Raw genomic sequence first — 14249 nt, 5'->3', positions numbered from 1 at the left:
GTGAGAACGCGCGCATGTCACGGAATCGGGCCCATTTCGTGACATACGCGCGTTATCGCGAGGGTGGGGCGAGTCCCCGGGGCCTCGCAGGCGCCCGGGCACGCGCAGGGGTCAGGGGAGGCGGAGGAAGCCCGTGCGGATCAGGTCGCGCACGCGCGGGAGGAGATCCGCACGCAGGTCGGCGGGATCGACCTCGAGCAGCTCCGCGATCGCCGCCACGAGCGCGCCCACCGCAAGCTCGCCGTCGCTCGCGCCGACGAGGGCGGCGAGCGCGGGATCGACCTCGACCGTGCGGCGCAGGCCGCCGCCTTGGCGCAGCTCGATCACGCTCGGGTCGTCCGCGCCCGGGACGAGGTGCCGCGCCTCCGTCACGTCCGGCGAGGTCGTGAGCGCGGTCGCCAGCAGCACTGCGTCGTCGTGCAGCGCGGGCGCATCCTCGGCCGCGAAGAACGCCGCGACCTGGGCCCCGAGCCCCTCCTCGCCCACCGCGTGCCCGATACGCTCGGTCCGGCCCGCGCCGGATGCCTCGGACCACGGACGCCGCGCGAGCACCCAGCCGAGACCGAGGGCGTCGACGCCGCGCAGCGCGAAGTCGTCGAGCCAGGCCGCCAGCATCCGGTCGTACTCGGCCATGCCGGGCCGCAACCCGCCGTCGCGCACCCAGAGCCGCGCGTACTCCACCGGATCGAGCCGCTCGCGCTCGATGACCCACGCGTCGAGGCCCTCCAGCCAGCTGCGCGCGGCCTCGAGGCCGGCAGCGCCCGACCGGTACTCCCAATTGCCGAGCACCACCGCCATGCCCCCGGGCTCGAGGTGCGCACCCAGGCCCTCGATGACCCGCCGCATGAGCGCGTCGCCCACCTCGCCGCCATCGCGGTACTCGAAGACCGGCACGCCCTCGGCGCGCGGCGTCACCACGAAGGGCGGATTCGCCGCGATCAGCCCGAAGCGCTCGCCCGCCACCGGCTCGTACAGGCTGCCCCGGCGGGTCTCGATGTTCGTCACGCCGTTGAGGCGCGCGTTGAACTCCGTGAACGCGAGCGCCCGTGCCGAGACGTCCGTCGCGACGACGACCCGGCTCCGGCGGCTCGCGTGCAGGCTCAGGATTCCGCAGCCGCAGCCGAGATCGAGCGCGCGGTCGACCTCGCCCGGCGGCAGCAGGGCCGCGAGCGTGCGGCTCGCACCGCCGACCCCGAGCACGTGCTCGGGCGGGAGCGGCGCGATCCCCGCGACCTCGTCGAGGTCGCTCGCGATCCACCACTCACCCGAACCGCGCTCGTCCCGGTACGGCACGGGGCGGAGGGTCAGGGTCGCCCGCACCCCACCCTCGGTCCGCACCGCGCATCCGGCGGCGACGAGTCCGTCGACCCCCGTGCGCGGGAAGGCGCGCTCCGCCTCCTCGGCCGGCACGGTCTCGCCCCACCAGAGGAGGCGCGCCATGACACTCGCGGGATCCGCGCCCGCACGCCAGCGCGCGGCGGCCGCATCGCCCGCGCGCAGGGCCGCGAACGCAGACCTGCCCCACAGCTCGGAGAGTCGCTCTTCGCGGTAGCCCGCAGCGTCGAGGTCCGCGGCGAGAGCCTGGGCGAGCGCGGGAGTCAGGGAGGGCACGCTCTCCATCTAAACGCCCCGCGCTCAGCGGGCGCGAACGAGCCGCACCGTACAATCGCTGCAGATCGTGCGGGCAGGATTCGCACGGGAAGCCGCTGATACATGACCCTGAACGTCGCGCCGGGACCGTCCGCGCGAACGCGATGGGGTGCGCTACTCGCCGCCCTTCTCGTGTTCGCGGTGCTGCTCGTCCCCGCACCCACGTCCGCGGCCACCCCGACACCGACGCCCTCGGCATCCGCCCTCAGCGGCCGGGTCGCGTTCCGTCTCGCGCCTCCGACCGGGGGCATCCTCCCCGCGGGCCAGCCGTTCGTCGCGACGGTGGAGGTCGAGAACGGGACGCCGGAGGCCGTGGCCGGCGGATCCGCGAGCCTCGCGATCGGCCCCGCGATCACCGACCGCGCGGGCCTCACCGCGTGGCTCTCCGGCACGGGTGCCGCCCCGGCGATGTCACCCTTCGGGGCCGCGAGCCTGCCCGTCACCGCCTCGGGCGCGAACGTCTCGGCACCGATCGTCCTCGCGGCGGATGATCCCGCCCTCGCCGGACGGACGCCGGGTGTCTACCCGCTCGAGGCGACACTGCCGCTCGCCGGGGGTACGCTCACGGCCCGCAGCGCCGTGGTCATCCCCGCGGTGGGCGGCATCGCGCCGGTCGGCGTCGTCGTCCCGATCACCGCCGGACGCGTCGCGACCGGACTGCTCACCGCGGCCGACCTTGGCGCCCTCACGGCCGACGGCGGCGCGCTCACCTCTCTCCTCGGCGCGGTGGACGGCACGACCGCGATCCTCGCGCTGGATCCCGCGATCGCCGCGTCGATCCGCGCGCTCGGTACCGCGGCGCCAGCCTCCGCGACGGCCTGGCTCACGCGCCTCCAAGCCCTTCCCAACACCCGCTTCACCCTCCAGTTCGGGGATGCGGACGTCACCACGCAGATCGCCGCGGGACTCTCCGCCCCGCTCCAGCCCACGTCGTTCGCGAGCTATCTCTCCGCCGCGAACTTCGTGTCCGCCGCCACGGTCGCGACCCCGGCCCCCGCGGCGACCCCCGCCCCGGCCGCGACGCCCCGATCGACGACATCCCTCCCGTCCACCGACGACCTGCTCGCGCTCGACACCTCGCGCGACGCGGTCTACTGGCCGCCGAGCGGATCCGCGACGCCCGACGTCGTCGCCAAACTCGGGGCGCTGGGCACGGCGACCACCCCGGCCCTCACCCTCGTCCCGTCGGGGACCACCTCCGTCGCGGCGGCTCCGGCGATCCCGGTGCGGGGCACCGCCGACGGCGCCGAGCTCCTCGTGTACGACTCCGACCTGTCCGCCGCGCTCACGACCGCGGCAGCCGAGACCGACGCCGTCGCCCGCGCCTCCTCCCTCGCCGCCGCGACCGCCTACGGCGTGCTGGCCACCGCCGGTGGCGGACCCGTCCTCGCCGTCATCGACCGCGCGGCGACGGATGCCGGGGTGTCGCAGACGGCGCTGCGCGCCGCGATCGCGGATGTTGCGAGCATCCCGGGCACAACGCCCGCGACGCTGCCCGCGCTCGCGGCGGCGACCTCGGCGCCGATGTCCATCACGAACGCCGCGATCGACCAGAGCCGCGTCGACGCCGCGGGCACGCTGCTCGCGGGCGCGGACCGCGTCGCCCGCTTCGCGACGGTCCTCGACGACCCGACGCTGCTCACCGGACCCGAGCGGGCGACCGACCTGCAGCTGCTCGGCGTGTCCTGGATGGGCGCCGGTTCGACATGGGACACCGCCCTCGCCGGGCATCGCGACCAAGTGGCGACGACCGTGGCGTCGGTGAGCATCGTCCCGCCGACCACCATTACGCTCCTCAGCGCCGACACCGGCCTGCGCGTGTGGCTGCGCAACGACCTCCCGTATCCGGTCAACGTGGTCCTGCGCGCCGAGCCCGAGGATCTGCGGCTCGACGTGCAGCGCGCCACCACCGTGCGGATCGAGGCCTCGAGCAACACCCCCGCCGAGGTGCCCGTCACGTCGCGGGTGGGCAGCGGCGAGGTCGGACTGCGCCTCGCGCTCAAGAGCCCGAGCGGCGAAGCGATCGGCACCCCGACGGCCGTCTCGGTGACGGTTCGCGCCGACTGGGAGAGCATCGGCATCGTCATCCTCGCGGCGATCGTGGCGGTGCTCCTCGTCCTCGGCGTCGTGCGGACGGTCCTGCGCCGTCGCCGTCGCGCCCGCGAGGCCGCAGACCCCGCCGGAGAGGACCCCGCCCCGTGAGCAGCATCGGCCGCGCGAGCGTCGTCATCGGGGCGGGCACGATCGTGTCCCGCGTGACTGGGTTCCTCCGCACGGTCGTGCTCGTCTCGGCGGTCGGATCCGTGCAGAGCCGGGCGGGCGACGCCTTCGCGACCGCGAACCAGCTGCCGAACAACATCTTCGCGATCATCTCCACCGGCATCCTCACGGCCGTCCTCGTGCCGCAGATCGTCAAGGCGAGCAGGGATGCCGACCAGGGCCGCGCGTTCGTCTCGAAGCTGTTCACCCTCGGCACGGTCGTGCTCCTCGCGACGACGGCGATCGCGATGCTCATCGCGCCGTGGCTCGTGACGCTCTACGGCCCGGACTTCACCGAGGCGCAGCTCGCCCTCGCGATCGCGTTCGCGTACTGGTGCCTGCCGCAGATCTTCTTCTACGGCCTCTACGCCCTCATCGGCGAGGCCCTCAACGCGCGCAGTATCTTCGGCCCGTTCACGTGGGCGCCGATCGTCAACAACGTCGTCTCGATCGTGGGCTTCGGCGCCTTCATCGTGCTGTTCGGCAGCCCGGTCGAGATCGTCACCGGATGGACGCCCGCGATGGTCGCGCTGCTGGGTGGCACGGCGACGCTCGGGATCGTCGCGCAGGCCGCGATCCTGCTGGTGTACTGGCGGCGGACCGGTCTGCACGTGCGTCCGGACTTCCGCTGGCGCGGCGTCGGGCTCGGCCAGGTCGGCCGGCTCGCCGGCTGGACGTTCCTCATGGTGCTCGCGGGGCAGCTCGCCGGGCTCGTGCAGTCGCGCGTGCTGTCCGCGGCCTCCGGCTTCGGTCCCGCGATCTTCGCGAGCCAGAATGCGTGGCTCCTGTTCATGCTGCCGTACTCGATCATCGTGCTCTCCATCGGCACCCCGTACTTCACGCGCCTGAGCGAGCACGCCGCGGCCGGACGCGACGACGACGTGCGGCGCGACCTGGTCAGCAGCATCCGCATCCTGGGGCTGTTCGTCATGGTCGCCACCGCCGGTCTGGCCGCGGCGGCGATCCCGGCCTCGCGGATCTTCACCGACTCCGCCGAGAGCGCGAGCGCCGCGGCGGGCGTGCTCCTCTGCTACCTCGTGAGCCTCGTGCCGCTCGCGGTTCTGTTCGTCGTGCAGCGCACGTTCTACGCCTACGACGACACGCGCACGCCGTTCTTCTTCACGCTGCTGCAGACGATCATCGTGGTCGCGCTCACCTACGCGGTCGGCGCCTTCGTCGATGTCGACCACCTGGCCGCGGCCGTCGCGCTCGCCCAGTCGGTCGCGACGATCGTGCAGGTCATCGTCGCGACGTGGCTCCTCGAGCGGCGACTGGGCCGCACCGGCGTCGGGCTATGGATGCGGTCGCTCGTGCGCTACGCGATCGCGGCCGTGCCGGCGGGCTTCGTCGGCTGGGGCGTGTACCTCCTGTTCGGAGCGGACGCCGGATGGATGGCGTCCGACAAGATCCTCGGTGCGCTCGGCGCCGCCGTCATCGGGATCGTCTGCGTGGCGGTCTACGTCGTGTTCCTGTGGCTCCTGCGCTCGCCCGAGTTGCGGCCGGCCGTGGACCTCGTGCGCCGCCGGCTGCGCCGCGGAGCGGGGGAATAGGGCACGGATACCATGTGTTTCAGCCATTCGGGACCACAAGGAAGGGTGCGATGCGTCAGCTCATCGTGATCGGATCGGGGCCTGCCGGCTACACGGCGGCCATCTACGCGGCTCGTGCAAACCTCTCACCGCTCGTCATCGCGAGTTCGGTGGAGGCCGGCGGAGAGCTCATGAACACCACCGAGGTGGAGAACTTCCCGGGCTTCCCCGAGGCGGTCATGGGCCCCGACCTCATGACGAAGATGCAGGAGCAGGCCGAGCGCTTCGGCGCCGAGATCCGGTACGACGACGTCACCGCGCTCGAGCTGGACGGGCCGGTCAAGCGCGTCACCCTGGGCAGCGGCACCGTGGAGGAGGCCGAAGCGGTCATCTTCGCGACGGGCTCCGCGTACCGCAAGCTCGGCGTCGACGGCGAGGAGCGCCTGGCCGGCCGCGGCGTCTCGTGGTGCGCGACATGCGACGGCTTCTTCTTCCGCGATCGCGTGATCGCGGTCGCCGGGGGCGGCGACTCGGCGATGGAGGAGGCGACCTTCCTCACGAAGTTCGCCTCGAAGGTCTACGTCATCCACCGCCGCGGCGAGCTGCGCGCCTCGAAGATCATGCAGGCCCGCGCCGAGGCGAACGAGAAGATCGAGTTCGTCTGGAACAGCGAGATCGCGGAGATCCTCGGCGGTGACGCGGTCACGGGCGTCGTCGTGCGCTCGACGATCGACGGATCGACGCGCGAGCTCCCGCTCGACGGGCTGTTCGTCGCGATCGGGAACGACCCGCGCACGCACCTCGTGCACGACCAGCTGCAGCTCACCTCGGAGGGCACGGTGCAGGTCGAGGGCCGCTCGTCGCGGACCTCGATCCCCGGGGTGTTCGCGGCCGGCGACGTCATCGACCCCACCTACCGGCAGGCGATCACCGCGGCCGGCAGCGGTGCGGCGGCGGCCCTCGACGCCGAGCACTACCTGGCCGCGCTCGACGACGCGGGCGAGCCCGCTCCGGACACCGACCAGATCCAGGGCCTCGCCGAGGCTGCCGCGATCTGAGGAACATTGCGCGGCAGCCCCGCGTTACGGAACGAAGACAATCTTCTAAGGAGAAACCATGACCGCCAAGGCCACCAGCGAGAGCACCTGGGATGAGGACGTCCTCAACGCGGAGGGGCCGGTCCTCGTCGACTTCTGGGCCGCCTGGTGCGGGCCGTGCCGGATGGTCGCGCCGATCCTCGACGAGATCCAGACCGAGAACCCCGGCAAGATCACGATCCTGAAGCTCAACGTCGACGAGAACCCGCAGCTCGCGATGAAGTACCAGATCACGTCGATCCCGGCAATGAAGGTCTTCCAGAAGGGCGAGGTCACGACCACGATCATCGGCGCCAAGCCGAAGTTCGCCCTCGAGCAGGACCTCGCGCCCTACCTCGGCTGAGCCTCGCTCACACCCCGTCGACACGCACCACGGCATCCCACCGTCGGTGCGTGTTCGCGTCTCCGAGGAGTCTCCACACCGCGCGCGTGAGCGGCGGGTAGTCGAGCGCGATCTGGCGCAGCACGCGGTAGTGCCGCGCGGCGGTCGGCCGCACCCCGCCGTTCGCCGCGATGTTCTCCGCCCGTAGCAGGAACACGACGAGCTCGTCGACGGAGGGCAGATCCTCCATGAAGTCCCACGGATCCTCGCCCTCGCGGAGGCGCTCCGCGATGAGGGCGGCGAGCTCGTCCGACGCCTCGGCCCGCAGCAGCTCGAGGCTGGCGCGGCGGCGGGGTACGTAGTCCGAGGTCACCGATCCAGCCTAAGAGCTTCCACACCGGAAGGGGTCGTCCCGCCCCCGTATCCTCCCTCCCCTCCCGCCCGCGACGAGCGGAGGAGATGGAGCCAAGGGAGGATGGATCCGCGCGATCTGACCCTCCGCTCGTCACATCTCCTCCGCTCGAAACGACGCGGCGGGGAGCGGATGGCGCGGGTCAGGCGGCGCCGAAGCCATCCTCGCCGAGATCGGCGAGGATGCGATTCAGGTCATCAATCGTCGCAAAATCTATGCTGATCTGGCCTTTTTTCGCGCTGAGGGACACGCGGACGCGGGTGTTGAGGCGGTCTCCGAGTCGCTGCGCGATCTCGTCCAGGTGACCGCGGCGTACCCCCGCCTTCGGCGCGACGCGACGCGTCGGCGCGGCCTTCACCGCCGCCTCCGCCTGCCGGACCGACAGCTCCTCGTTCACGATCTTGTCCGCGAGGCGCTGCATCTCCTCGATGTCGTCGAGGGACAGCAGCGCTCGGGCGTGGCCGGCGCTGAGAACTCCCGCCGCCACGCGCTGCTGCACAGGGACCGGCAGCCGCAGCAGCCGGATGGTGTTCGAGATCTGCGGACGCGACCGTCCGATACGCGTCGCGAGCTGCTCCTGCGTGATGCCGAAGTCCTCGAGGAGCTGCTGATACGCGGATGCCTCCTCCAAGGGATTCAGCTGCGAACGGTGCAGGTTCTCCAGCAGCGCGTCGCGGAGCAGGTCCTCGTCGGCGGTGTCGCGCACGATCGCGGGGATCGTGGCGAGCCCGGCCTCGCGCGCCGCGCGCGTGCGGCGCTCGCCCATGATGAGCTCGTGCGTGCCGTCGGAGAGCTGCCGCACCACGACCGGCTGCAAGACGCCGAACTCGCGCACGCTGTGCACGAGCTCCGTCAGCTCGTCCGCGTCGAAGATCGACCGCGGCTGCCGCGGGTTCGGCACGATCGTGTGCGGATCCAGCTGCACGAGCCGGGCGCCGGGGACCTCGACGAGGTCGGTCTCGGAGGGGGACTCGGGGAAGAAGACATCGACGGGGCGCGTCTGGGTCGCCTCCGTCGTCGGGATGAGGGCGCCGATCCCGCGCCCCAGGCCTGTCCGCTTCGCCATCAATCTCTCCGATCCGTCGCGGCAGGCTGCGCTCCCCGACGGAGCAGCTCGACCGCCGCCTCGCGGTACGCCACGGCGCCCGCCGACTGCCCATCGTAAGCGATCACGGTCTGTCCGAAGCTCGGCGCCTCCGACACTCGGACGGATCGCGGGATGACGGTGTCGAGGACCTCGCCGGGGAAATGACTCCGCACCTCCTCCGCCACCTGCTGCGACAGCCTGGTCCGCCCGTCGTACATCGTCAGGACGATCGTCGACACCCGCAGCGAGGGGTTGAGGTGCGTCTGGATCATGCCGACACTGCCGAGCAGCTGGCTGAGCCCCTCCAGCGCGTAGTACTCGCACTGGATCGGGATGAGCACCTCGTGCGCGGCGGTGAACGCGTTGATCGTCAGAAGACCCAGCGACGGCGGGCAGTCGATGAGCACGAAGTGCGGCTTCTTCTCGACGGTGTCGAGGTAGGCCTCAATCGCGGTGCGGAGCCGGTGCTCGCGCGCGACCTGCGACACGAGCTCGATCTCCGCTCCGGCGAGGTGGATCGTGCTGGGCGCGCACGTGAGCTTCTTCGACTCCGGGCTCTGCTGGACGACCCCGTCGAGCGGGGCCCCCTCGATGATGACGTCGTAGACGCTCGGGGTGTCCGCCGAGTGCGGGATGCCGAGGGCTGTCGACGCATTCCCCTGCGGATCCAGGTCGATCACGAGCACGCGTGCTCCCACCGACGCGAGAGCCGCAGCGAAGTTCACCGTCGTCGTCGTCTTTCCGACGCCGCCCTTCTGGTTGGAGATCGTGATGATCCGCGTCCCCTCCGGCAGCACGACATCCGCGGTCTCCAGGGCGCGCCGCCGTGATACGAGGTCGGCCAGCTCGCGCGCGAGCGGGGTGTCGTCGTAGAAGCCGGTGGCCGTCGGGGACTCCGGATGTTTCACGTGAAACACTCTCCTCGGGGATCGGTCAGATCGCGTCGTGGTGGACCGTGGCGCGGACGAGAGTCGTGGGCTGCTCCAGGACGTCGCCGATCGTCTCGACGCGAACGTCCGTCAGCCCGAGTGCGCGAATTTGCTTGCGCGCCGCGTCAACCTCCGCGGGCGCACTCGCTCCCTTGAGCAGCACGAGCTCACCGCCGTCACGCACGAGCGGTGCCACCACGGGAAGAAGACCTTTGAGTGCGCTCACCGCCCGCGCGGTCACGGCATCCAGCACCGGCCCCTCCGACCAGTCCTCCGCACGACCACGCACGACCTCCACGTTATCGAGCCCGAGCGCTCCCGCCTGCTCGCGCAGCCACGTGGTGCGTCGCTCCATCGGCTCGATGAGGACCCACTCGACATCCGGCCGCGCGATCGCCAGCGGGATGCCGGGGAGACCGGCGCCGGATCCGACGTCGCCGACGCGACCGGAGAAGAGCGGCGCGACGACCGCGCTGTTGAGGATGTGCCGGGTCCAGAGCCGGGGAAGTTCCAGCGGGCCGATCAGGCCCCGAGCTTCGCCTTCCTCAGCAAGGGATCGCGTGAATCGCCGTGCAAGCGGCAGTCGATCTCCGAAGACCACCTCCGCGGCGGGCGGCTCGGGCTCCAGTTCTGCGACGGTCATCGATGTTTCACGTGAAACATCTCACGCGCGACGGATAACGGTGTGCCGGTCCGCGCCCTCGCCGTAGGACTCGGAGACGTACCCACGCTCGGACACCAGGTCGTGCACGAGCTTGCGCTCGTAGCTCGACATCGCGGGGAGCGACGCCTGCGACGCACCCTCGTCGAGACGGACGATGGCGCGATCCACGAGATCAGCGAGCTCCTGTTGACGCGCGTCGCGCGAGCCGCTGACATCGAGGATGACGCGCGACGGGCGCCCCACCTTCACCTGGACCGCGAGCCGCGTCAGCTCCTGCAGAGCCTGCACGGTGTCCGGGTCTGCCAGCGTGCGCAGGGATCCGTCACCCGACTCCACCGACACGTAGGGTCGTTCGTTCCGCACATCGAGGGCGAGGTCGCCGTCGATGTCGGCGATGTCCAGCAGCCCCTCGAGGAAGTCTGCGGCGATGTCGCCCTGCCGCTCGAGATCCGACAGGGTCTCGACGGGCTCGATGGTGTTCTGCTCCGGCGTCGTGCTCATCTCGGTTCCTGTCGCTCAGTTCGCATCCGACGACGCGGAGGCGCCGTCCGACGACGGTTTCGTGGACTGCGGCTGCGAGCCGCCGCGACCCTGGCCCTGGCGCTTCGCCCGCTGCTTGCTCATGGGCTGCTGGCGCTTCGGGGCGGCGGCCTTCTGCCGTTCCGCCTCCTCGTAGAGGCGCTCCTGTTCGGCCTCGTACTTTTCCACGGCGACCACGCGGCCCTTCGCGTCGATCGCCTTACCGCGCCGCGCCAGTCGTTCCTCCCGGGCCTTGGCTGCCTCCGACCCTGGAGTCGGCATCTCGCGGATGACGATGAACTGCTGCACGCCGGTCCAGATGTTGCTGACGAACCAGTAGATGACGACGCCGAGCGGGAAGAAGACACCCGAGAACACGAAGCCGAGCGGGAGGATGAACAGCATGATGCGCTGCATCTGGTAGGCCTGGCCGGTCTTGGCCTCGGGGGAGAGGTTCTTCGAGATGATCTGCAGCTGGGTGTAGAACTGCGACGAGATCATCAGCACCACGAGCACGATGAGGATCGCGACGGTCGCCTGCCAGCCGGGCTGCTGGTTCTGGATCGACCCGACGAGCGTGTCGTGCAAGGACGCGACACCGAAGAGCTTCGCGTTGTAGAAGGAGGTCGTCAGATCTGCGTTCAGGAGGCCAACTCCGCCGACGCCGCTCTGGGCGTGCTTCGCGACATCGTTCAGCACGGAGTAGAGCGAGAAGAACACCGGCATCTGCACGAGCAGAGGGATACAGCTCGAGACCGGCGAAGTGCCGTGCTTCTTATAGAGCGCCATCGTCTCGCGGCTCATCGCCTCGCGCGACAACTGATCTCGTTTGCCGCGGTACTTCTCCTGGACCTTCTTGAGCTCGGGCGCGATCTCCATCATCTTGCGCTGGCTCTTGATCTGCCTCACGAACAGCGGGATCATCGCGGCGCGCACCACGACCACGAGGCCGACGATCGCGAGCACCCACGTGATGCCCTCGCTCGGCGGGAGTCCGAGGAACGAGAACAGCCCGTGCCAGCTGACGAGCACGAGCTCGACCAGCCACTTCAGCGGCCAGAGGATGGTACCGATGATGTCCGGCACGGATCAGTCCTTTCGGGAAGGCACGACGAAACCGTGCGGGGTCAGGTCGTGACGGAAGTGCGCGTGCGGCGGAACGTCGTCGATACCGCCCACGGCCCACGGGTGGCAGCGCGCGAGACGGAGGGCTGCGAGGACCGCGCCCTTCACCGCCCCGTGCTGCTGGACCGCGCCGACCGCGTAGGCCGAGCAGGACGGGTAGTACTTGCAGACGTCGCCATAGGTGTGCGAGATCGTGGCGCGGTAGCCGTGGAGGAGCGCCAGGAGCGCGTTCCGCGGAAGCAGCGGAATGGCCGCGAGCACGGACGAGCCCGCGAGGTGTCCGTGACCGAGCGCGTAGGAGGGGAGCGTCGACGTGCTCATGAGGCCCTCCGCTCGAGACAGCGCTCGACCTCCGCGCGCAGCGCGGGGAAGGATGCCGAGGCCGAGGCCGGCAGCGCGCGGATCACGATGTCGCTGCCCGCGCGGACGCCCGGCAACGCGCCGGCGCAGACCGCCTTGAGCCGGCGCCGCACCGCGTTCCGCCGCACCGCGTTGCCGACGTTCTTCGCGACGATGAACCCGAAGCGCGCGGCTCGCTCATCGTCGGAGCTCAGGACGTAGACGACCGTGTTCGCTCCCGAGCACCGCGCACCGCGACGTACGACGGCCCTGTAGTCCGTGCCGTCGGTGATGCGGTTCGGCTTCGGGAGCACGGGGTCAGATCAGGCCGAGAGCTCGGTGCGCCCCTTGGCGCGACGAGCGGAGAGGATGCTACGGCCCGCGCGCGTGCGCATGCGGGCGCGGAAGCCGTGCTTCTTGGCGCGACGGCGGTTGTTCGGCTGGAAAGTACGCTTGCTCATGAAGATCACTCCGGATCAGGAGTCTCCGGAGATGACGGATCCGGGGACGGGACGACGGGACAATTGCCGCGAAGGCACAAGTCAACCGATTAAGGCTACGACGAGCATCCCGATATCTCAAACCGGATGCGCGGCGGGCATTATCCACCGGTGCCACTCGGCACCGTGGAAGTGACACGCTACGGCCCCTACAGTGGAGGTTGCCCTGGAAGCACGCGCTCACTAGCGTGACTCGGGCAGTTATCCACAGGGGCCGGCATCCACCGCTCGGCGACCTTCGAGCACGACCGGGAGCACGATGACTTCGCACGAAACCCCAGACGTCCCGGTCTGGGCCGACGTGCTCGACATCCTCACCGCCGACGACCGCATCACGCCCCAACTGCAGGGCTTCCTGAACCTCGCGGTACCCCAGGGCGTCATGAGCGGAACGCTCTACCTCGACGTGCCGAATGACCTGACCGCTGCCCAGATCAACAAGCGCATGCGGGCCTCGATCATGGAGGCCCTCGCGCACGTCGACAGCGACCCCGCGATCGCGACGTTCCGCGTCGTCGTCAATCCCGATCTCGCCGACACGCCCCTGACTATCCCGATCGCCGTACAGCCCGCGGCGGCGCCCGCGCCGTCCGTCGATCCGGATCCGATCGAGGTCGCACCCGCGCCGACGCGCATCGACACACGCCTCAACCCGAAGTACACGTTCGACAACTTCGTCATCGGGCAGTCCAACCGGTTCGCCCACGCCGCGGCGGTCGCCGTGGCCGAGGCGCCGGCGAAGGCCTACAACCCGCTCTTCATCTACGGCGACTCCGGCCTCGGTAAGACGCACCTCCTCCATGCGATCGGCGACTACGCGCTCAGCCTCTACACCGGCATCCGCGTCCGCTACGTGTCGAGCGAGGAGTTCACGAACGACTTCATCAACTCGATCGCGAACAACCGCGGCGCCGCGTTCCAGGCGCGCTACCGCGACGTCGACATCCTGTTGATCGACGACATCCAGTTCCTCCAGGGCCGCGCGGAGACGCAGGAGGCCTTCTTCCACACGTTCAACACGCTGCACGATCACGACAAGCAGGTCGTGATCACGAGCGACGTGCCGCCGAAGCACCTCACCGGGTTCGAGGACCGCATGCGCAGCCGGTTCGAGTGGGGCCTCATCACCGACGTGCAGGCGCCCGACCTCGAGACGCGCATCGCGATCCTCCGCAAAAAGGCACAGAGCGAGCGGATGCAGATCCCGGACGAGGTGCTCGAGTACATCGCCACGGTGGTCTCGTCGAACATCCGCGAGCTCGAGGGCGCGCTCATCCGGGTATCGGCGTTCGCGAGCCTCAACCGCTCGTCCCTCGACATGTCGCTCGCGCAGACGGTGCTCCGCGACATCGTGGATCAGGACGATGCCAACGTCATCTCGCCGACGGACATCATCACGGCCACCGCCGCGTACTTCAAGCTGTCGGTCGACGACCTCTACGGATCGAGCCGGTCGCAGGCGGTCGCCACAGCACGGCAGATCGCGATGTACCTATGCCGCGAGCGGACGAGCCTCTCGTTGCCGAAGATCGGTCAGCTCTTCGGCAACCGCGATCACACCACCGTGATGTACGCCTACAAGAAGATCAGCGACCTCATGAAGGAGCGTCGCTCCATCTACAACCAGGTCTCCGAGATCACCTCTCAGCTCGGCCGCACCACCCGCTGACGTCTTTCGCCGACATCCGCGGGAAATCCTTCTTGACAGGGCCCCGCGGATGCCGCCATCATCTGTTTTTCACATTGTGGATAACTTGTGGATAACCCGCGTCCGCTGAGGACAAGGCTGTGCAGCCCGTCGATCTCCACGTCGGACC

General features: G+C 70.1%; 15 protein-coding genes. 5 read left to right on the top strand and 10 right to left on the bottom strand.

The annotated features are described in order from the left end of the window. Positions 1-111 precede the first annotated feature (111 nt). Entirely contained in the window at positions 112-1620 is a 1509-nt protein-coding gene (locus tag ABCS02_RS12705) for a methyltransferase (RefSeq protein WP_345836004.1), read from the bottom strand. Positions 1621-1713: 93 nt separating this feature from the next. Between ABCS02_RS12705 and ABCS02_RS12700 the strand changes: the two genes are divergently transcribed. Genes ABCS02_RS12700 through trxA form a run of 4 tightly spaced genes read left to right on the top strand, consistent with a single transcriptional unit; the run spans position 1714 to position 6878 of the window. Beyond that, positions 1714-3852: a DUF6049 family protein gene (locus ABCS02_RS12700; RefSeq protein ID WP_345836003.1), complete on the top strand. Its 2139-nt coding sequence runs from the start codon at positions 1714-1716 to the stop codon at positions 3850-3852. Continuing rightward, complete coding sequence (murJ, locus tag ABCS02_RS12695) at positions 3849-5459, top strand: murein biosynthesis integral membrane protein MurJ (RefSeq protein WP_345836002.1); 1611 nt, start codon at positions 3849-3851, stop codon at positions 5457-5459. Before ABCS02_RS12700 ends, murJ begins: the two co-directional genes overlap by 4 nt. A 50-nt stretch (positions 5460-5509) precedes the next feature. Beyond that, positions 5510-6496: a thioredoxin-disulfide reductase gene (trxB, locus tag ABCS02_RS12690; protein ID WP_345836001.1), complete on the top strand. Its 987-nt coding sequence runs from the start codon at positions 5510-5512 to the stop codon at positions 6494-6496. Positions 6497-6554: 58 nt separating this feature from the next. Further along, positions 6555-6878, top strand: coding sequence for a thioredoxin (gene trxA / locus ABCS02_RS12685; protein WP_345836000.1), 324 nt, complete (start codon positions 6555-6557; stop codon positions 6876-6878). A 7-nt stretch (positions 6879-6885) separates the two neighbouring features. On the opposite strand, the gene ABCS02_RS12680 is transcribed toward trxA, so the two are convergent. The 9 genes from ABCS02_RS12680 to rpmH form a co-directional block, all read right to left on the bottom strand. Further along, a complete protein-coding gene (locus ABCS02_RS12680; protein ID WP_345835999.1) occupies positions 6886-7230 on the bottom strand; it encodes a tryptophan synthase subunit alpha in 345 nt (114 codons plus the stop codon). Positions 7231-7411: 181 nt separating this feature from the next. Continuing rightward, entirely contained in the window at positions 7412-8335 is a 924-nt protein-coding gene (locus tag ABCS02_RS12675; protein WP_345835998.1) for a ParB/RepB/Spo0J family partition protein, read from the bottom strand. After that, positions 8335-9273: a ParA family protein gene (locus tag ABCS02_RS12670; RefSeq protein ID WP_345835997.1), complete on the bottom strand. Its 939-nt coding sequence runs from the start codon at positions 9271-9273 to the stop codon at positions 8335-8337. Before ABCS02_RS12670 ends, ABCS02_RS12675 begins: the two co-directional genes overlap by 1 nt. Before the next feature lie 16 nt (positions 9274-9289). Next, positions 9290-9928: a 16S rRNA (guanine(527)-N(7))-methyltransferase RsmG gene (rsmG, locus tag ABCS02_RS12665; protein WP_345835996.1), complete on the bottom strand. Its 639-nt coding sequence runs from the start codon at positions 9926-9928 to the stop codon at positions 9290-9292. 21 nt (positions 9929-9949) lie between these two features. Then, on the bottom strand, positions 9950-10450 hold the full coding sequence (locus ABCS02_RS12660; RefSeq protein WP_345835995.1) for a R3H domain-containing nucleic acid-binding protein: 501 nt from the start codon (positions 10448-10450) through the stop codon (positions 9950-9952). Positions 10451-10465: 15 nt separating this feature from the next. After that, positions 10466-11554, bottom strand: coding sequence for a membrane protein insertase YidC (yidC, locus tag ABCS02_RS12655; RefSeq protein ID WP_345835994.1), 1089 nt, complete (start codon positions 11552-11554; stop codon positions 10466-10468). A gap of 3 nt (positions 11555-11557) precedes the next feature. Beyond that, positions 11558-11914: a membrane protein insertion efficiency factor YidD gene (yidD, locus tag ABCS02_RS12650; protein WP_345835993.1), complete on the bottom strand. Its 357-nt coding sequence runs from the start codon at positions 11912-11914 to the stop codon at positions 11558-11560. Continuing rightward, complete coding sequence (rnpA, locus tag ABCS02_RS12645) at positions 11911-12246, bottom strand: ribonuclease P protein component (protein WP_345835992.1); 336 nt, start codon at positions 12244-12246, stop codon at positions 11911-11913. Before rnpA ends, yidD begins: the two co-directional genes overlap by 4 nt. Positions 12247-12255: 9 nt before the next feature. Beyond that, entirely contained in the window at positions 12256-12393 is a 138-nt protein-coding gene (gene rpmH, locus ABCS02_RS12640; protein WP_005054680.1) for a 50S ribosomal protein L34, read from the bottom strand. A 298-nt stretch (positions 12394-12691) separates the two neighbouring features. On the opposite strand from rpmH, the gene dnaA reads away from it, so the two are divergent. Next, positions 12692-14101 carry a chromosomal replication initiator protein DnaA gene (dnaA, locus tag ABCS02_RS12635; protein WP_345835991.1) on the top strand — a complete coding sequence of 470 codons (1410 nt, stop codon included), beginning with the start codon at positions 12692-12694 and terminating at the stop codon, positions 14099-14101. Positions 14102-14249 lie beyond the last annotated feature (148 nt).

The organism is Microbacterium sp. X-17 (assembly GCF_039615055.1).
This window is presented reverse-complemented; position numbering and strand designations above follow the sequence as displayed.

Bases quoted from the DNA above. Each gene is read 5' to 3' on its own strand.
- ABCS02_RS12675 (WP_345835998.1), bottom strand. From the start codon at position 8,335: ATGGCGAAGCGGACAGGCCTGGGGCGCGGGATCGGCGCCCTCATCCCG.
- trxA (WP_345836000.1), top strand. From the start codon at position 6,555: ATGACCGCCAAGGCCACCAGCGAGAGCACCTGGGATGAGGACGTCCTC.
- trxB (WP_345836001.1), top strand. From the start codon at position 5,510: ATGCGTCAGCTCATCGTGATCGGATCGGGGCCTGCCGGCTACACGGCG.
- ABCS02_RS12660 (WP_345835995.1), bottom strand. From the start codon at position 10,450: ATGAGCACGACGCCGGAGCAGAACACCATCGAGCCCGTCGAGACCCTG.
- rpmH (WP_005054680.1), bottom strand. From the start codon at position 12,393: ATGAGCAAGCGTACTTTCCAGCCGAACAACCGCCGTCGCGCCAAGAAG.
- rsmG (WP_345835996.1), bottom strand. From the start codon at position 9,928: ATGACCGTCGCAGAACTGGAGCCCGAGCCGCCCGCCGCGGAGGTGGTC.
- ABCS02_RS12700 (WP_345836003.1), top strand. From the start codon at position 1,714: ATGACCCTGAACGTCGCGCCGGGACCGTCCGCGCGAACGCGATGGGGT.
- ABCS02_RS12705 (WP_345836004.1), bottom strand. From the start codon at position 1,620: ATGGAGAGCGTGCCCTCCCTGACTCCCGCGCTCGCCCAGGCTCTCGCC.
- dnaA (WP_345835991.1), top strand. From the start codon at position 12,692: ATGACTTCGCACGAAACCCCAGACGTCCCGGTCTGGGCCGACGTGCTC.
- yidD (WP_345835993.1), bottom strand. From the start codon at position 11,914: ATGAGCACGTCGACGCTCCCCTCCTACGCGCTCGGTCACGGACACCTC.